Annotated in this window: 12 protein-coding genes and 2 tRNA genes; 8 read left to right on the top strand and 6 right to left on the bottom strand. The window is 66.9% G+C overall.

Translation table 11 applies throughout. From position 1 onward, the window contains the following. Positions 1–206 precede the first annotated feature (206 nt). Both DIE02_RS00720 and DIE02_RS00715 read right to left on the bottom strand, forming a co-directional pair. Positions 207–656 carry a MarR family winged helix-turn-helix transcriptional regulator gene (locus tag DIE02_RS00720; protein WP_124486232.1) on the bottom strand — a complete coding sequence of 150 codons (450 nt, stop codon included), beginning with the start codon at positions 654–656 and terminating at the stop codon, positions 207–209. A gap of 62 nt (positions 657–718) precedes the next feature. After that, entirely contained in the window at positions 719–1,864 is a 1,146-nt protein-coding gene (locus tag DIE02_RS00715) for a glycerate kinase (RefSeq protein WP_124486233.1), read from the bottom strand. A 387-nt stretch (positions 1,865–2,251) separates the two neighbouring features. Between DIE02_RS00715 and tig the strand changes: the two genes are divergently transcribed. The 7 genes from tig (at position 2,252) to DIE02_RS00675 (ending at position 11,085) form a co-directional block, all read left to right on the top strand. Continuing rightward, entirely contained in the window at positions 2,252–3,598 is a 1,347-nt protein-coding gene (gene tig / locus DIE02_RS00710; protein WP_044843676.1) for a trigger factor, read from the top strand. Between the two features lie 140 nt (positions 3,599–3,738). Then, positions 3,739–4,392 carry an ATP-dependent Clp endopeptidase proteolytic subunit ClpP gene (clpP, locus tag DIE02_RS00705; protein WP_006496351.1) on the top strand — a complete coding sequence of 218 codons (654 nt, stop codon included), beginning with the start codon at positions 3,739–3,741 and terminating at the stop codon, positions 4,390–4,392. A 164-nt stretch (positions 4,393–4,556) separates the two neighbouring features. Further along, the gene (gene clpX, locus DIE02_RS00700; protein WP_006754177.1) at positions 4,557–5,828 is read left to right on the top strand and encodes an ATP-dependent Clp protease ATP-binding subunit ClpX; all 1,272 of its coding nucleotides are present in this window, start codon (positions 4,557–4,559) and stop codon (positions 5,826–5,828) included. Between the two features lie 197 nt (positions 5,829–6,025). Then, on the top strand, positions 6,026–8,449 hold the full coding sequence (gene lon, locus DIE02_RS00695) for an endopeptidase La (protein ID WP_044843675.1): 2,424 nt from the start codon (positions 6,026–6,028) through the stop codon (positions 8,447–8,449). Positions 8,450–8,654: 205 nt separating this feature from the next. Further along, positions 8,655–8,730: transfer RNA gene (locus DIE02_RS00690), tRNA-Val, on the top strand. 23 nt (positions 8,731–8,753) lie between these two features. Further along, a tRNA-Asp gene (locus DIE02_RS00685) sits at positions 8,754–8,830 on the top strand. Positions 8,831–9,150: 320 nt separating this feature from the next. Then, complete coding sequence (locus tag DIE02_RS00675) at positions 9,151–11,085, top strand: SurA N-terminal domain-containing protein (RefSeq protein ID WP_124486234.1); 1,935 nt, start codon at positions 9,151–9,153, stop codon at positions 11,083–11,085. A 112-nt stretch (positions 11,086–11,197) separates the two neighbouring features. On the opposite strand, the gene DIE02_RS00670 is transcribed toward DIE02_RS00675, so the two are convergent. Beyond that, a complete protein-coding gene (locus tag DIE02_RS00670) occupies positions 11,198–11,872 on the bottom strand; it encodes an arylesterase (RefSeq protein ID WP_124486235.1) in 675 nt (224 codons plus the stop codon). On the opposite strand from DIE02_RS00670, the gene DIE02_RS00665 reads away from it, so the two are divergent. Further along, on the top strand, positions 11,871–12,572 hold the full coding sequence (locus tag DIE02_RS00665; protein ID WP_044843672.1) for an ABC transporter ATP-binding protein: 702 nt from the start codon (positions 11,871–11,873) through the stop codon (positions 12,570–12,572). The genes DIE02_RS00670 and DIE02_RS00665 overlap by 2 nt on opposite strands. 81 nt (positions 12,573–12,653) lie before the next feature. Here the strand turns inward: DIE02_RS00665 and pgi are convergent, their stop codons facing one another. The 3 genes from pgi to DIE02_RS00650 form a co-directional block, all read right to left on the bottom strand. Then, positions 12,654–14,276, bottom strand: a complete 1,623-nt coding sequence (gene pgi / locus DIE02_RS00660) for a glucose-6-phosphate isomerase (RefSeq protein ID WP_124486236.1) — start codon at positions 14,274–14,276, stop codon at positions 12,654–12,656. Between the two features lie 112 nt (positions 14,277–14,388). Beyond that, on the bottom strand, positions 14,389–15,933 hold the full coding sequence (locus tag DIE02_RS00655; protein ID WP_124486237.1) for an NAD(P)H-hydrate dehydratase: 1,545 nt from the start codon (positions 15,931–15,933) through the stop codon (positions 14,389–14,391). A 50-nt stretch (positions 15,934–15,983) separates the two neighbouring features. After that, complete coding sequence (locus DIE02_RS00650) at positions 15,984–17,285, bottom strand: FAD-dependent oxidoreductase (protein WP_124486238.1); 1,302 nt, start codon at positions 17,283–17,285, stop codon at positions 15,984–15,986. Between the last annotated feature and the right edge of the window lie 142 nt (positions 17,286–17,427).

Genomic DNA, 17,427 nt, shown 5'->3' with positions numbered 1-17,427 from the left:
GGCCGGCATGCAGGGAAGAATGACGAAACGGCGAGCGGTCGCCCGGGCCGCCGCCCACGCTTGCGCGACTCGGGCGGCCCGCGGGATTCATCCGAATAAATCCGGGTAAAGCGGCAGGCGCCTGAAACATGTGCGCGGCCGCAGCGATTGCAGCCCATGCCGCACCTTCGCGATAGGGGCGGCGCCGACTACGCCCGCCAAGCGGTTCAGTCGTCGCGTTCGATCGCGCTCGCGACCACCTTGTCGAGCAGCCGCTCGAACGTCTGGCGCTCGCTGTCGGACAGGCACGCGAGCAAGCCTTCATTCCACTTGCGCACGATCGGCATGATCTTGCGATGCAGCGCGCGGCCGTCGGTGGTCAGCGCGATCAGCACGATCCGGCCATCCTCCTCGCTCGCGCTTCGCTCGAGCAGCCCCTGGCGCAGCAGCGCTTCCGCCGCGCGGCTCGCCTGGCTCTTGTCGAGATTGGTGTGGCGCGCGAGATCCATGATCGAAAACGGACCGAAGGCGCCGACGGCGGCGATCACGCGCGCCTCGGGCAGCGAGATGTCCAGCTTGTGCCGGTACACGTCGGCGATCCCGCGGTCGGATCGCTTCGCGAGCGCATGGAGGCGATAGGTCAGAAACTGGTCGAGCCCGGCTTGTCGGCCTTTCATGTCGAATCCTGAAGAAAAAGGGCGGGCCCGATTGTTCCTGTATCGCGCGCTCGGGTCAACGGTCAGTGTGCGCCGTACTTCAGCCGTGTCAACTGTTCCGCTTCGTTCGCGAGCAGGTTCGCCGCGTCGCGGATCGCGACGTCGAGCGTGATCGGGCCGGGCGCCGGCGAGAAGCAGCCGGAAAAGTGTTCGGACAGGCGCGGCAGCGCGGCCGGGTCGACCGCGCCCGACAGCAGCGACGCGGGCACGCCCGCGACCCGCGCGTGGCGGCACGCGATGAACGGCGCCTTGCCGTGCAGCGTCTGCACGTCGGAGCGGCCTTCGCCGGTGATCAGCCAGTCGGCGCCGGCCAGTGCCGCATCGAGCCCGACCTGCCGCGCGACGACTTCCGCGCCGGCTTCGAACTGCGCGCCGAGCATGTGCAGCGCGAAGCCGAGGCCGCCCGCGGCGCCGGCACCGGCCAGGTCGCGGCAGCGCCGGTCGAGCGCGGTCTCGAGCAGGTCGGCGAAATGGCCGAGCGCGGCGTCGAGGATTGCGACCTGCCCGGGCGTGACGCCCTTTTGCGGACCGAACACCGCGGTTGCGCCATGCGCGCCCGTCAGCGGGTTGTCGACGTCGGACATGCCGATGAATTCCGCGTCCTGCAGGCGCGGATCGAGCCCCGCCGCGTCGATCCGCGCGATGTCGGCGAGTCGTGCCGGCACGGGTTCGACCGGCTGGCCGGCCGCGTCGAAGCATTGCAGGCCGAGGCCCGCGAGCAACCCTGCGCCCGCGTCGTTGGTGCTGCTGCCGCCGAGCGCGACGAAGAAGCGGCGCACGCCCTCGTCGAGCAGCGTGCGGATCGCTTCGCCCATGCCGCGCGTGCTGCGCGCGTCGACCGGCACGCTCATGCCGACCGCATCGGTAATGCCGACGATCTCGGCAGTCTCGACGATCGCGGTGCGCGCGTCGATCACGCCGACTGCCGCATCGCGTGCGGCGAGCGACGCGCCGGCCACCTGCAGCGTGCGCCGCGTGCCGCCGCCCGCCAGCATCGCGTCGAGCGTGCCTTCGCCGCCGTCGGCCATCGGGCAGCGGCGCACGACCGCATCGGGCCGGGCGCGGCGGATGCCGGTGGCGATCGCGTCCGCGACCTGCTCGGCGGAAAGCGAGCCTTTGAACGAATCGGGCGCGATGACGACGACAGGCGCGGACGGGTGTTGCGGCATGGTGTCTCCGGAAGGCGTGATTGGTGTGAAGAATGGCGGCCGCGGCCGCGGCGCACCTTCAATCGGAGCTTACAGGATGGCGGGCCCGCGGTGGATACGGCGTTCGGCATAGCGGCGATCCGCGCGCATTGCCGCGCGCGGGAGCGGGCGGCACCGCGGGTGCGCACGGTTGTCGTGCCGATCTGGCGGTATGAGGAAGATTGTTTGCTAGAATAGTCGATTCTTCCGGCCAAAGCCGTGCTCCGAGCCGCTTGCGCTAGCCATCCGGCGCGTGCAGGGATGGCGTGGCGCTCCGGCGCGGCGTGTGCGTGAGACGCATCTCACGCCGCAGGCAGGCACGGCAAGGAAAACCCGATTCGCTCGAATAATTTTAGGACGATTGAAGCCATGGCTAACGTTGTTGAGAACCTCGGCAAGCTTGAACGCCGCGTGACGATTTCCCTGCCGAAGGACACCGTGCAGAAGGAAATCGACGCCCGTATCCAGAAACTCGCGAAGAACGTTCGCATGCCGGGTTTCCGCCCGGGCAAGGTGCCGCTGAAGATGGTCGCCCAGCAATACTCGGGTCAGGTCGAGGCGGAAGTGCTGAGCGACAAGATCGGCCAGGAATTCTTCACGATCAGCCGCGCGGAAAACCTGCGCGTCGCCGGCCAGCCGAGCTTCGAGCCGAAGCAGGAACAGGCTGAAGATGCGTACGCGTTCGACGCGACGTTCGAGGTCTACCCGGAAGTGAAGATCGGCGATCTGGCGACGGCTGAAGTCGAGCGCTCGACGACGTCGATCGGCGACGCCGAAATCGACCGCACGCTGGACATCCTGCGCAAGCAGCGCGTGCACTACCACGCTCGTGGCGAAGCCGGCGAGCACGGCGACGGCGGTGAGGACACCGCAGCGAAGAACGGCGACCGCGTGACGGTCGACTTCGTCGGCAAGATCGACGACGTCGCGTTCCAGGGCGGCACGGCCGAAGACTTCCCGTTCGTGCTCGGCGAAGGCCGCATGCTGCCGGAATTCGAAACGGCGGCGCTCGGCCTGAAGGCCGGCGAACAGCGCACGTTCGAGCTGAAGTTCCCGGACGACTACCACGGCAAGGACGTGGCGGGCAAGACGGCGCAATTCACGGTCACGATGAAGAAGATCGAATGGCCGCACCTGCCGGAAATCGACGCCGAATTCGCGAAGTCGCTCGGCATCGAAGACGGCGACCTGACGAAGATGCGCGCCGAAATCAAGGAAAACCTCGAGCGCGAAGCGAAGCGTCGCACGCAAGCCATCGTCAAGAACCAGGTGATGGACGCGCTGCTGAAGATTTCCGAACTCGACGTGCCGAAGGCCCTGATCGAACAAGACCAGCAACGTCTCGTCGAAATGGCTCGCCAGGATCTGGCGCAGCGCGGCGTGCCGAACGCGAAGGACGCACCGATCCCGGCCGAGATGTTCGCCGAGCAGGCGGAGCGTCGCGTGAAGCTGGGCCTCGTGCTGGCCGAGCTCGTGAAGTCGAACGGCCTCGAAGCGAAGCCGGAACAGATCCGCGCGGAAGTCGACGAGTTCGCGAAGAGCTACGAAGACCCGAAGGAAGTGGTCCGCTGGTATTATTCGAACCAGCAGCGCCTCGCCGAGATGGAAGCGTTCGTCGTTGAAAGCAACGTCGTCGACTTCGTGCTGGGCAAGGCAAAGGTGACGGACAAGGAAGTGAGCTTCGAGGCACTCGCGAGCGCATCGGCGCAAGCGTAAGTGTTGCTCTAGCGGCGTGCCGGCTGTCGGAGCGACGGCCCGCACGCCGTTTTTACGTCAAGCGCACGGTTGCCATTAATATGGCGATTGAGCGGGCGGCTTCCCTCCGTTCAATTTTCCATTCGAACAAGGTTCATTGAATGATCACTCGCGCTGAATTGCTGGACATGCTTGCTTCGAACGCGCCGCAGGGTTTCGAGGCGCAAGCGCTGGGGCTGGTGCCGATCGTCGTCGAAACGAGCGGCCGCGGCGAGCGTTCGTACGATATCTATTCGCGTCTCCTGAAGGAGCGCCTGGTGTTCATGGTCGGCGAAGTGAACGACCAGACCGCCAACCTCGTGGTCGCGCAATTGCTGTTCCTCGAGAGCGAGAATCCCGACAAGGACATCAGCCTCTACATCAACAGCCCGGGCGGCTCGGTGTCGGCCGGCATGGCGATCTACGACACGATGCAGTTCATCAAGCCGGACGTGTCGACGCTGTGCATGGGTCTCGCGGCCAGCATGGGCGCATTCCTGCTCGCGTCGGGCGCGAAGGGCAAGCGCTTCGCGCTGCCGAACTCGCGCGTGATGATTCACCAGCCGCTCGGCGGCGCACGCGGCCAGGCGTCCGACATCGAGATCCAGGCACGCGAGATCCTCTACCTGAAGGAACGGCTGAACAACCTGCTCGCGCAGCATACGGGCCAGGACGTGGAGCGCATCGCGCGCGACACCGACCGTGATAACTTCATGTCGAGCGAGGACGCGAAGGCTTACGGGCTGATCGATCAGGTGCTGCTGAAGCGCCCGTGAGCTTAAGTGGGGTGCCGCCCCGATTTGCGCGGCGCCCCTGCAACGTCCCGAGTGCCCTGAGCATCTGCGGCAAGCGCATCCAGCCGACTCCGGTCGCGCCCTAGGCGCGGCGTTCGGAGCATTCGGCGTATCATGTCATCTACCTGTCCGGAGGCTCTACATTCATGGCGGACAAAAAAGGTTCGAACAGCGAGAAGCTGTTGTATTGCTCGTTTTGCGGGAAGAGCCAGCATGAGGTGAAGAAACTCATCGCGGGCCCGTCGGTATTCATCTGCGATGAGTGCATCGACCTCTGCAACGAGATCATTCGCGACGAGGCGGCTGCCGCCGGCGTCGAGGCCAGCCTGTCCCGGTCGGATCTGCCGAGCCCGCAGGAAATTCGCGACATCCTCGATCAGTACGTGATCGGCCAGGAGCGTGCGAAGAAGATCCTCGCGGTGGCCGTGTACAACCACTACAAGCGCCTGAAGCATCTCGACAAGAAGGACGACGTCGAGCTGTCGAAGAGCAACATCCTGCTGATCGGCCCGACGGGCTCCGGCAAGACGCTGCTCGCGCAGACGCTCGCGCGGTTGCTGAACGTGCCGTTCGTGATCGCCGATGCGACGACGCTGACCGAAGCCGGCTACGTCGGCGAGGACGTCGAGAACATCATCCAGAAGCTGTTGCAGAACTGCAACTACGAGGTCGACAAGGCCCAGCGCGGGATCGTCTACATCGACGAAATCGACAAGATCAGCCGCAAGTCGGACAACCCGTCGATCACGCGCGACGTGTCGGGCGAGGGCGTCCAGCAGGCGCTGCTGAAGCTCGTCGAGGGCACGATGGCGTCGGTGCCGCCGCAGGGTGGCCGCAAGCATCCGAACCAGGATTTCATCCAGGTCGACACGACCAACATCCTGTTCATCTGCGGCGGCGCGTTCGACGGCCTCGAGAAGGTGATCACCGATCGCACCGAAAAGACGGGCATCGGCTTCGGCGCGACGGTCAAGAGCAAGCAGGAACGCGACGCGGGCGAAGTGCTGCGCGAAACGGAACCGGAAGACCTGATCAAATTCGGTCTGATCCCCGAATTGATCGGCCGTCTGCCGGTGGTCGCGACGCTCGGCAAGCTCGATGAAGCCGCGCTGATGAAGATCCTGGTCGAGCCGAAGAACGCGCTCGTCAAGCAGTATCACAAGCTGTTCGCGATGGAGCGCGTCGAGCTGGAAATCCGGCCGGGCGCGTTGCAGGCAGTCGCCCGCAAGGCGATCCGCCGCAAGACCGGCGCGCGCGGCTTGCGTTCGATCATCGAACAGGCGCTGCTCGACGTGATGTACGAGCTGCCGGCGATGAAAGGGGTCAGCAAGGTCATCATCGACGAGAACGTGATCGATGGCGACGGCAAACCCCTGCTGATCTATGAGGACACGCCGAAGGTGGCGGGTTCGAACTGACCGGCTTGCCGACGATGTTCTGCGAAAAAGGCCGTTCATGAGATCGTGGGCGGCTTTTTTTCGTTTATCTTGTGGGTAACTCTGACTCGACACGCGGTGGTTACTTTCTTACCGAATATTTCCCGCACTTGAAGGCTTGCAATTCGTTGTGGCGGCCTCAATTACCGAACAATTGATTCCACTCATGGGGAAATGAAATGTCAGGCACCCAACTTCTCCCGCCGGAACGCATCACGCTCCCGCTGCTGCCGCTGCGGGACGTCGTCGTTTTCCCGCACATGGTCATTCCGCTCTTCGTGGGCCGGCCGAAATCGATCAAGGCCCTCGAAGCAGCGATGGAAGGCGGCAAGCACATCATGCTCGTCGCCCAGAAAACCGCGGCCAAGGACGAACCGACCGAAAAGGACATGTACGAGGTCGGCTGTATCGCCAACATCCTGCAGATGCTGAAGCTGCCGGACGGCACCGTGAAGGTGCTCGTCGAGGGCCTGCAGCGCGCGAAGGCGTTGTCGATCGAAGAACAGGAGACGCAGTTCTCCTGCGAAGTGATGCCGCTCGAGCCCGATCACGCCGACAGCGCTGAAACGGAAGCGCTGCGCCGCGCGATCGTGTCGCAGTTCGACCAGTACGTGAAGCTGAACAAGAAGATCCCGCCGGAGATTCTCACGTCGCTGTCCGGCATCGACGAAGCCGGCCGTCTCGCGGACATGATCGCCGAGCGTCTGCCGCTGAAGCTCGACCAGAAGCAGCACATCCTCGAGATGTTCCCGGTCATCGAGCGCCTCGAGCACCTGCTCGCGCAGCTCGAAGCCGAGATCGACATCCTGCAGGTCGAGAAGCGCATCCGCGGGCGCGTGAAGCGCCAGATGGAAAAGAGCCAGCGCGAGTACTACCTGAACGAACAGGTCAAGGCGATCCAGAAGGAACTGGGCGAAGGCGAAGAGGGCGCGGATCTCGAGGAACTCGAGAAGCGCATCAACGCCGCGCGCATGCCGAAGGAAGCGAAGAAGAAGGCCGACGCCGAGCTCAAGAAGCTGAAGCTGATGTCGCCGATGTCGGCGGAAGCGACCGTCGTGCGCAACTACATCGACACGCTGATCGGCCTGCCGTGGCGCAAGAAGAGCAAGGTCAACAACGATCTGTCGAACGCCGAGCAGGTGCTCGACGAGGATCACTTCGGCCTCGAGAAGGTGAAGGAACGCATTCTCGAGTACCTCGCGGTGCAACAGCGCGTGGACAAGGTCAAGGCGCCGATCCTGTGCCTCGTCGGGCCTCCGGGCGTCGGCAAGACCTCGCTCGGCCAGTCGATCGCTCGCGCGACGAACCGCAAGTTCGTCCGGATGGCGCTCGGCGGCGTGCGTGACGAAGCCGAGATCCGCGGTCACCGCCGCACGTACATCGGCTCGATGCCGGGCAAGATCCTGCAGAGCCTCGCGAAGGTCGGCGTGCGCAATCCGCTCTTCCTGCTCGACGAAGTCGACAAGATGGGCATGGATTTCCGCGGCGATCCGTCGTCGGCGCTGCTCGAAGTGCTCGATCCGGAACAGAACCACACGTTCGCCGACCACTACATCGAGGTCGACTTCGACCTGTCGGACGTGATGTTCGTCGCGACGTCGAACTCGCTGAACATCCCGCCGCCGCTGCTCGACCGGATGGAAGTGATTCGTCTGTCGGGCTACACGGAAGACGAGAAGGTCAGCATCGCGCAGCGTTACCTGCTGCCGAAGCAGAAGAAGAACAACGGTCTGAAGGACGGCGAGATCGAGGTCACCGAGCAGGCGATCCGCGACATCATCCGCTACTACACGCGCGAAGCCGGTGTGCGTTCGCTCGAGCGGGAAGTGTCGAAGATCTGCCGCAAGGTCGTGAAGATGCTGCTGCTGAAGAAGGCATCGGGCGCGATCAAGGTCGACGGCGAGAACCTCGATACGTTCCTCGGCGTGCGCAAGTACGACTTCGGCCTCGCGGCGAAGGAAAACCAGGTCGGTCAGGTGACGGGCCTCGCGTGGACGGAAGTCGGCGGCGACCTGCTGACGATCGAAGCCGCGGTGATGCCGGGCAAGGGCAACGTGATTCGCACGGGTTCGCTCGGCGACGTGATGAAGGAGTCGGTCGAGGCCGCACGTTCGGTCGTGCGCTCGCGTTCGCGGCGTCTTGGCATCAAGGACGAAGCGTTCGAGAAGCAGGACATCCACATCCACGTGCCGGAAGGCGCGACGCCGAAGGACGGTCCGTCCGCCGGCGGTGCGATGACGACCGCGCTGGTGTCGGTGCTGACGGGCATTCCCGTGCGTGCCGATGTCGCGATGACGGGCGAGATCACGCTGCGCGGCGAAGTGCTGCCGATCGGCGGGCTGAAGGAAAAGCTGCTGGCTGCGCATCGCGGCGGCATCAAGCTCGTGCTGATCCCGGAAGAGAACGTGAAGGATCTCGCGGACATTCCGGACAACGTGAAGAACGCGATCGAGATCGTGCCGGTCCGCTGGATCGACAAGGTGCTCGAGCTCGCGCTCGAACGTACGCCGACCCCGCTGCCGCCGGAAGAAGAGGCGAAGGCTGCGGCACCGGTCGGCGAGGCGGCCAAGGATGCCGGTTCGACGGAAGTCGTGAAGCACTGAGAACCTGAACGCCGTCGCTGACGGTGGTTCGCGAAACCCGCGGCGAGTCCGCGGGTTTTTTTATGCGCGTCGGGATCGTGTGTAGCGCCGCGCGTTAAAATTTTTTGCGCATGGGCTTGGCAAAATGATCGGGGATGAATTAAACTTGCGGGCTCGCTGGTTGTTGATGCCGAAACGCAGATCGCAGCCAGAACGAATCGGAAACGGGTGCTTAGCTCAGCTGGTAGAGCGGCGCCCTTACAAGGCGTAGGTCGGGGGTTCGAACCCCTCAGCACCCACCAGTTTCACGATTCAGCCAGACCAAGGAGCGGTAGTTCAGTCGGTTAGAATACCGGCCTGTCACGCCGGGGGTCGCGGGTTCGAGTCCCGTCCGCTCCGCCAGAAAATGAAAAAGCCCGCCTCGTGCGGGCTTTTTCATTTGCGTCGTCGATCGCGCCCGCTTGCGGGCGCGTGACTGCGGAGCGGAGGAAGCCGCCTGCGCGGCTTCCGGCGGGACGCGAAGGGCTGCGCGTGCACGCGCAGCCGCGGCCTGCAGGATGTAGGCGAGTCCCGTCCGCTCCGCCAGAAAATGAAGAAGCCCGCCTCGTGCGGGCTTTTTCATTTGCATCGTCGCTCACGCCCGCGCGTTGCGCACCTGCTTTTCTCCCGTGCCACCCCGTATGTTGTAATATCGGACGTTTTGTCCAATTTTCCCGTCACGCATGCTCGATTTCTTCCGTAATCACCAGCGCCTGATGATGGCGCTCCTGCTCCTGATCGTGTTGCCGGGGCTGGGTTTCGTCGGGATCCAAGGTTTCCGCGGCTTCTTCGACGACAGCGCGAACGTCGCGGCGATCAACGGGCACAAGATCACGCGGGTCGAATTCGACGGCGCGTTCCGTCAGCAGGTCGACCAGGCGCGCCAGGCGCTCGGCGGGCAGTTCGACATCAAGGCGTTCGACACGCCCGAACATCGCAAGCAAGTACTCGACGGCCTGATCCAGCAACGCGTGCTGGCCGACGAGACGCAACGCCTGCACCTGACCGCATCCGACAACGCCGTGCGCGATGCGCTGATGAGCGACCCGATGATCGCGTCGCTGAAGAAGCCCGACGGTTCGATCGACGTCGAACGCTACGCGCAGCTGCTGTCGTTCCAGGGGATGACGCCCGAGCAGTATCAGGAGCGCGTGCGCTACAGCCTCGCGCTGCAGCAGATTCCGGCGAGCATCATCGCGAGCGCGTTCACGCCGAAGGGCCCGGCGCAACGCCTGTCGGAGCTGGCCGCGCAGCAGCGCGAAGTGCAGGCGCTGGTGCTGAAGACGAGCGACTACGCGGCGAAGGTACAGCCGACGGACGCACAGCTCGCCGCGTACTACGACGCGCACAAGCAAAGCTTCGCGACGCCGGAAACCGCGACGATCCAGTATCTCGTCTATTCGCCGGCCGCCGCTGCCGCGAGCGCGCAGCCGACCGAGGCGGACATCAAGAAGTTCTATGACGACAACCCGACGCACTTCCGCTCGGAAGCGCAGGTGCGCGTGAGCCACATCTTCATCGCAGCGGCGAGCAGCGCGAGCGCGGCCGACAAGGCAGCCGCGAAGGCGAAGGCCGAGCAATTGCTGGCCGACGTGAAGGCGCATCCGGACCAGTTCGCGCAGATCGCGCAGAAGAGCTCGCAGGATGCACCGTCGGCAGCGAAGGGCGGCGATCTCGGCTTCATCACGCGCGGCTCGACGGCGGGCGGCAAGGCATTCGACGATGCGGCGTTCGCGCTGAAGCAGGGCGACGTGAGCGGTGTCGTGCAATCGGATCTCGGCTTCCACATCCTGAAGGCGACGGAAGTGAAGCCGTCGGTGGTCAAGCCGTTCGCGGACGTGAAGGACCAGATCGCAGTCGATCTGAAGCAGCAGTACGCAGCGAAGGCGTTCTCGGACAACGCGGAAGGCTTCACGTCGACCGTGTATGAAAAGGCGAAGACGCTGCAGCCGGCCGCCGACAAGTACAAGCTGACGATCCAGACGGCCACCGTCACGCCGACGCCGAATCCGCAATTGCCGCCGACGAGCCCGCTGAACAATCCGAAGTTCCTCGCTGCCGTGTTCGCGAACGATTCGGTGAAGAGCCAGAACAACACGCAGGCGATCGACGTGGGCAACAACACGCTGATCTCGGCGCGCGTGACCGACTACAAGCCGGCTGCCGTGCCCGCGCTCGACGCGATCAAGGACGTCGTGCGTCAGAAGGTGGTCGCCGAGCAGGCTGCGGAACTCGCGAAGAAGGACGGTGCGGCGAAGCTGGCCGAGCTGCAGAAGTCGAAGTCGGCCGATGGCTTCGCGGCCGCGCAGAAGGTGTCGCGCACGCAGTCGCAGGGCCTGACGCCGGCCGCGCTGAGCGCCGTCTACAAGGTCGATGCGAAGACGCTGCCGGCGTATGTCGGTGTCGACCTTGGTGCGGACGGCTATGCGATCTATCGCGTGAACACGGTGATCGCGGGTACGGCCGTCGATCCGCAGCAGCTCGCGGCCGCGCAGCAGCAGATGGCGCAGGTCGAAGCGCAAAGCGAAGGCGAAGCATATCTCGCCGCGCTGCGCGACCGCTCGAAGGTGAAGGTGTACGGCACCACGCAGAGCCAGTCGCAGGACGGCGGCAACTGAGCGACTGCCAGGCGACAACCACGCGAAGTACCGTTCACGGTTTCGCACGCAGCAACAGAAAGCCCCGCTTCGAGCGGGGCTTTTTGCTTTCCGGCGGTAGCGAGTGGGGAGGTCAGCCGCGCGGCTTGCCGAGCAGCGGTTTCAACGCCGGCCAGACGTTGTCGAGCAGGATGCCCTGCGCCTGCTGCGCGGGATGCATCTGGTCCGGCTGGAACATCTCGGGCTTGTTCTCGATGCCGGCCAGCAGGAACGGCACGAGCGGTACGCCGAGTTCCTTCGACAGGCGCGTGTAGACCGCATGGAACTTCTGCGTGTAGTCGGGGCCGTAGTTGGGCGGCACGTACATGCCGACCAGCACGACCTTCGCGCGCGCCTGCCGCGCATCGGCGATGATGTCGCGCAGGTTCTGCTCGGTCGTCGCGAGCGGCACGCCGCGCAGCGCATCGTTCGAGCCGAGCTCGACGACCACGATCGACGGCTTGAGCCGTTGCAGCACCGCGGGCAGTCGTGCGCGGCCGCCGCTCGTGGTGTCGCCGCTGACGCTTGCATTCGCGACGCTATAATCGATTCGCTCGGTCGCGAGCCGTTGCCGCAGCAGCGCAACCCAGCCGGTGTCGCGCGGCAGCCCGTATTCGGCCGACAGGCTGTCGCCGAGCACGACGAGCGCGGGCTGGCCCGAGGTCGGGGCCGCCGCCGTCGCGGCGCGTGCGGGCATGGTTGTTGCGGCCAGGGTCCCCAGCAGTGCGGCGAGTACCGCGCGCCTTTTCCAGCGGAATGTCGTGTCCATGTTCAAGATTACCGATCCGATCATCGAAGTCCATGACGTGTGCAAGCGGGTTGCCGATGCAACGGGCGAGCTGACGATTCTCGACGGCATCACGCTCGCCGTGCGGCCCGGCAGCAGCCTCGCGATCGTCGGCGCATCGGGGTCGGGCAAATCGACGCTGCTCGGCCTGCTTGCCGGGTTGGACAGCGCGACGAGCGGCACGGTTCGCCTGCTCGGCCGCGCGCTCGACCAGCTCGACGAAGACGAGCGTGCCGCGCTGCGCAACGGCGCGGTCGGGTTCGTGTTCCAGTCGTTCCAGTTGATGCCGCACCTGACGGCGCTCGAGAACGTGATGCTGCCGCTCGAACTGCAGGGCGGCATCAGTGCGCGCGACGCGGCCGATCGTGCCCGCGCGCTGCTCGTGCAGGTCGGTCTCGGCGAGCGTACCGCGCATTATCCGAAACTGCTGTCGGGCGGCGAGCAGCAGCGCGTCGCGCTCGCGCGCGCATTCGTCACGCATCCGGCGATCCTGTTCGCCGACGAGCCGACCGGCAGCCTCGATGCGGCCACGGGCCACGCGGTCATCGACCTGATGTTCGAGCTGAATCGCACGCACGGTGCGACGCTCGTGCTCGTCACGCACGATCCCGAGCTCGCGCGGCGCTGCGCGACGATGGTCACCATCGACGCCGGACGCATCGTCGCACCGCACGCGGCATAGCGCGGGACTGAATTTTTGCCGGCCGCGCCGGGTACCAGGTGGATCGCCCGGTGCGGCCGGCATGCGTTCGACGTCGTCGCGTCAGCGCTTGAGCGCTGCCCGCGCGCGCGCGATCAGCGCGGTCGTCGACGAATCGTGCTTCGCGGGATCGACCGACTCGGCCGACAGGTCGGCTTCGACGACCTTGCCGAGAATCTTGCCGAGCTCGACCCCCCACTGGTCGAACGGATTGATGTCCCACACCGTCGCCTGCACCAGTACCTTGTGCTCGTAGAGCGCGATCAGCGCGCCGAGCGTGCGTGGCGTCAGCGCGTCCACCAGCAGCGTCGTCGTCGGGCGGTTGCCGGGGAACGTCAGGTGCGGCGCGAGCGCTTCCTTGCCGGGGCCGGCGACCTTGCGCGCTTCGTCGAGTGTGCGGCCGAGCATCAGTGCTTCACTTTGCGCGAAGCAGTTCGCGAGCAGCTTCGGATGATGGCTCGCGAGCGGATGCTCGGGCGTCAGCACCGCGATGAAGTCGATCGGCACGATCGTCGGGCCCTGGTGCAGCATCTGGAAAAACGCGTGCTGGCCGTTGGTGCCAGGCTCTCCCCACGTGACGGCCGACGTCGGGTAATCGACGAATGTGCCGTCGAGGCGCGCGGACTTGCCGTTGCTTTCCATCTCGAGCTGCTGGAGATACGACGGCAGGTAGTGCAGCGCTTCCGAATACGGCGCGACGAGGTAGCTCTGCGAGCCGAAGAAGTTGCGATACCAGATGCCGATCAGGCCGAGCAGCACCGGCAGGTTGCGCTCGAGCGGCGCTTCACGGAAATGGCGATCCATGTCGTTCGCGCCGGCGAGCAGTTCGTCGAACTGCTCGGGCCCGACCGCGATCATGATCGACAGGCCGACCGCCGACCACAGCGAATAGCGGCCACCGACCCAGTCCCACATTTCGAACACGTTGTCCGCGGCGATGCCGAACTTCACGACTTCGGCCGGGTTCGCCGACACGCCGACGAAGTGCTTCGCGAGCGCGTCCTCGGGGCAGCCGCGCGCGACGAACCAGTCGCGCAGCGAGCGTGCGTTCGTCATCGTCTCGAGCGTCGTGAAGGTCTTCGACACGATGATCGCGAGCGTTTCCTCCGGGTCGACCTGTTCGAGCACGCGCGCGAGATCGGCGCCGTCGACGTTCGACACGAAGTGCGTCGAGATGTCGGGCGTCGCGACATGGTGCAGCGCGTGCACGACCATCTTCGGCCCGAGATCCGAGCCGCCGATGCCGATGTTGATCACGTGGCGGATGCGCTTGCCGGTGTAGCCGGTCCACGCGCCGCTGCGCACGGCGCGCGCGAAGGTCGCCATCTTCGCGCGCTCGGCGCTGACCTGCGCATGGAACGGCGCGTGCGGGTCCGTCGCGCGCAGTGCGGTGTGCAATGCGGCGCGGCCTTCGGTCGGGTTGACGATCTCGCCGGCGAACATCGCGTCGCGGCGCGCTTCGACGCCCGCTTCGCGGGCCAGCTGCACGAGCAGGCGCAGCGTGTCGTCGTTGATGCGGTTCTTCGAGAAGTCGGCCGCAAGGCCGCCGCCCGGGACCGTGAAGCGTTCGGCGCGGGTCGGCGCGCGGTCGTTTTCCGGCGCGAACCAGTCGCGCAGCCGCGCATGGCGAATCTGTTCGAAGTGGGATTGAAGGGCAGTCCAGGCGGGGAGCGAATTCAGCGTCATGGCGGTTCGAGTGAAGCGTGAATCGGGAGGAATGCCGCGCCGGCGCCTCGGGATCGGAAGGCCGGCGGACGAGCGGGCCCGCCGTGCGGCGGGGGCACTCAGTATAGCGGCGTTACATGTCGGCGCGTGGCGACGGGTAAAAAAGGCGATTGATCAGCGTGCGCACCATCGGCGCGAGTTCGCCCGCGGTGAGGCCGGCCGGCCCGGTGCCGTGCGCGGTCAGCGTATCGGCCGCGAGGCCGTGCAGGTAGACGCCCGCGAGTGCGGCTTCGTACGGCGCGACGCGTTGCGCGAGCAACGCGCCGATCAGGCCGCCGAGCACGTCGCCGGTGCCGCCGGTGGCGAGCGCCGCATTGCCGGTCGGGTTGATCGTCAGGCGGCCGTCGGGCGCGGCGATCACCGTGCCCGAACCCTTCAGTACGGCGACGCTCGCGTAACGCGTGGCGAGCGCCTGGGCCGCGGCCAGTCGGTCGTGCTGCACCGACGCCGTGTCGCTGCCGAGCAGCCGCGCTGCCTCGAGCGGATGCGGCGTCAGCACGCACGCGTTGCCGCGTGTGCCGCGGGCGGCCACGGCGGCCGCGAGGTCGGCGTGCGTCGCGACGAGGTTCAGCGCGTCGGCGTCGAGCAGCGTCACGGCATCGTGCGCGAGCACGTCGCGCACGAGGGTGGCTGCGGCCTCGCGCGTGCCGAGGCCGCAGCCTGCTGCGATCGCGGACATCGCGTCGAGGTCCAGGCCATCCGCGGGATGCAGCATCAGTTCGGGAAACGGCGGGTCGTACGGCGGTGCGCCGGCGCCGAGAAAACCGACATGCACCTTGCCGGCGCCCGCGAACAGCGCGGCGCGCGCGGCGAGGATCGGCGCGCCGCACATGCCCGTGTCGCCGCCGAGCACCGCGAGGCTGCCGAACGTGCCCTTGTGCGACGCGAACGCGCGGGCGGGCAATGCGGCGGCGAATCGTGCCGGCGCATTCAGCACGATGGCCGGCGCGGCGGGTGGGGCGACGTCGAGCGACGCGATGTCGATCTGGCCGGCGAGGTCGCGGCCGTCGCCGGTGTAAAGGCCCGGCTTCGCGCCGATGAAGGTGAGCGTGTGGGTCGCGGCGACGGCGACGCCCGCGCCGACGATCCGGCCCGTGTCGCTGTCCAGTCCGCTCGGCACGTCGAGCGCGAGCACGCGGCCGCCGCGTCGGGCATGTGCGGCGATGCGCGCGGCCTGGGTGGCGAACGGGCCGTCGAGCGCGCGACCGAGGCCGATGCCGAACAGTCCGTCGACGACCCATGCGTAATCGTCGAGCGAGGCGGGCGGTTCGGTCGACAACTGCACGCCGGCCGCGCGCGCGAGGCCGAGCGCCCATTGCGCATCGTCCGGCTTGACCGGCACGGGCATCCAGGCCTGCGTCGCGACGCCGAGCTGCTGCAGCTGCGCGGCGGCCACCAGTGCGTCGCCGCCGTTGTTGCCGGGGCCGACCGCGAACCAGACCGGGCGATCGTCGCCGGCGACCCGTTCGGACAGCCAGCGCGCGGCGGCGGCGCCCGCGCGGCCCATCAGCGTGTGCGGCGGCAGTTCGGCGGTCGCGGCGGCCTCGGCCGCGCGCAGGTCGGCGACGCGCAGCAGCGCGAGCGGGACGGAATCGGGAAGCGGGCGGGTATTCGTCATCGCGGGGTCATGGCGGCGGGAGGAAGCGCCCCGGGACGGGCCCGCGGCGGTCAGGTCGTGAAGCGCGCGGCGCTGAGCGCGGCGAGCGTGTCGGCGGGCCACTGCTGCGTGTCGCCGGCCAGACAGTCTGTCACCACTTTAGCAGACCCGCACGCGAGGCCCCAACCGGCCGGGCCGTGACCGAAATTGACGAACACGCGCGGATGCGGGGTCGGACCGACGACCGGCAGGCCGTCCGGCGACAGCAGTTGCGTGCCTTGCCACGACAGCGCGGCGGAAATCTTCGCGGCGCCCGGCACCCAGTCGTGGACGGCCTGGCCGAGCAGCGCGAGGGCGGCTTCGGACAGCGGCTCGGGGAGCGGCTTCGCGGTGTCGGCGAGGCTTTGCAGCACGGCGCCGCCGCCGATGCGCAGCCGCTGGTGGGTGCGCGTGATCGAGATCCGCTTGATCGAATCGACGACGCTCAGGTGCGGCGCATGTTCTTCGTACGCGACCGGCGCGGTCAGCGTATGCGCGCGGACCGGGTGCAGCGGCAGCCGCCAGCCGAGCCGCTCCAGCAGCGGCAGGCTGCCGGCGCCGGCAGCGACCACGATCGCGTCGGCCGCCATCACGTCGACCTCGTGCGCCTTCTTCGCGTGCCGGCCGCCGGCCGGTGCGAGCTCGATCGCGGCGCGGCCGGTGTCGACGCGGATCGCCGCGACGTCCGCGCCGAAGCGGAACTGCACGCCGTGCTCGTCGAGCGTCTGCTTGACCAGTTTCGCGAACAGCGGGCAGTTTCCGGTGCGCTCGCTCTCGAGCAGCACGCCGCCGGCGAAGCCGGGCTCGGCCGGCACCGACGGCTCGAGCGCCGCGCATTCGTCGGCGGTGAGCACGCGGTACGGCTGGTCGAGCGCGCGCAGCAATTCGAGCGCCGGCTGCAGCGCTTCCCAGTCGCGCGGGTCGCGCACGACGTGCAGGATCCCGGCTTTCTGCTCGAATTCGAGCTGGAAGCGCGCCTCGATGTCGGCGAGCGACTCGCGCGATGCGTCGATCAGCGGGCGCAGCCGTGCATACTGCGCGGTGAATGCATCGGGTTCGCGCAGCGCGGCGAGCTGCTTGACGAAGCGGCGCACGCCGCCGTTGAAGCCCGGCTTGTAGACGATGCCGGTGTCGCGCGGCTGGCGCTGGCGCATGAAGGTCGGGCCGAACCAGACGTCGAGCGGGCTCGGCAGCAGCGTGCCGCCGTCGCCGTAGGTCGCGCCTTGCGCGACGGTCGCGTGGCGTTCGACCACGCACACGCGATGGCCGGCCGCGCGCAGCTGGTAGGCGGTGGCGACGCCGCTGATTCCGCCGCCGATGACGATGACATCCATGGATTGCTTCGATGACGGGCGGCGCGCACGCCGCCCGGTGAGAATTCGCTGACGGGCCCCCGGCCCGGTGAACCGGGAATGATAGCGCCAAAATCGCGCGAACCGGTGCCACGCAACCCCATCCGATTCCGCCGTCTTGCGG

Origin of the sequence: Burkholderia sp. Bp8991 (assembly GCF_003853795.1) — a bacterium.
In the GTDB taxonomy this organism is placed as follows: domain Bacteria; phylum Pseudomonadota; class Gammaproteobacteria; order Burkholderiales; family Burkholderiaceae; genus Burkholderia.
The sequence above is the reverse complement of the archived record's forward strand: the minus strand, read 5'-3'. Positions and strand labels throughout refer to the sequence as shown.

Excerpts from the sequence above, each read along its gene's own strand:
- DIE02_RS00720 (WP_124486232.1), bottom strand. The coding sequence starts at position 656 with ATGAAAGGCCGACAAGCCGGGCTCGACCAGTTTCTGACCTATCGCCTC.
- DIE02_RS00715 (WP_124486233.1), bottom strand. The coding sequence starts at position 1,864 with ATGCCGCAACACCCGTCCGCGCCTGTCGTCGTCATCGCGCCCGATTCG.
- tig (WP_044843676.1), top strand. The coding sequence starts at position 2,252 with ATGGCTAACGTTGTTGAGAACCTCGGCAAGCTTGAACGCCGCGTGACG.
- clpP (WP_006496351.1), top strand. The coding sequence starts at position 3,739 with ATGATCACTCGCGCTGAATTGCTGGACATGCTTGCTTCGAACGCGCCG.
- clpX (WP_006754177.1), top strand. The coding sequence starts at position 4,557 with ATGGCGGACAAAAAAGGTTCGAACAGCGAGAAGCTGTTGTATTGCTCG.
- lon (WP_044843675.1), top strand. The coding sequence starts at position 6,026 with ATGTCAGGCACCCAACTTCTCCCGCCGGAACGCATCACGCTCCCGCTG.
- DIE02_RS00675 (WP_124486234.1), top strand. The coding sequence starts at position 9,151 with ATGCTCGATTTCTTCCGTAATCACCAGCGCCTGATGATGGCGCTCCTG.
- DIE02_RS00665 (WP_044843672.1), top strand. The coding sequence starts at position 11,871 with ATGTTCAAGATTACCGATCCGATCATCGAAGTCCATGACGTGTGCAAG.
- DIE02_RS00670 (WP_124486235.1), bottom strand. The coding sequence starts at position 11,872 with ATGGACACGACATTCCGCTGGAAAAGGCGCGCGGTACTCGCCGCACTG.
- pgi (WP_124486236.1), bottom strand. The coding sequence starts at position 14,276 with ATGACGCTGAATTCGCTCCCCGCCTGGACTGCCCTTCAATCCCACTTC.
- DIE02_RS00655 (WP_124486237.1), bottom strand. The coding sequence starts at position 15,933 with ATGACGAATACCCGCCCGCTTCCCGATTCCGTCCCGCTCGCGCTGCTG.
- DIE02_RS00650 (WP_124486238.1), bottom strand. The coding sequence starts at position 17,285 with ATGGATGTCATCGTCATCGGCGGCGGAATCAGCGGCGTCGCCACCGCC.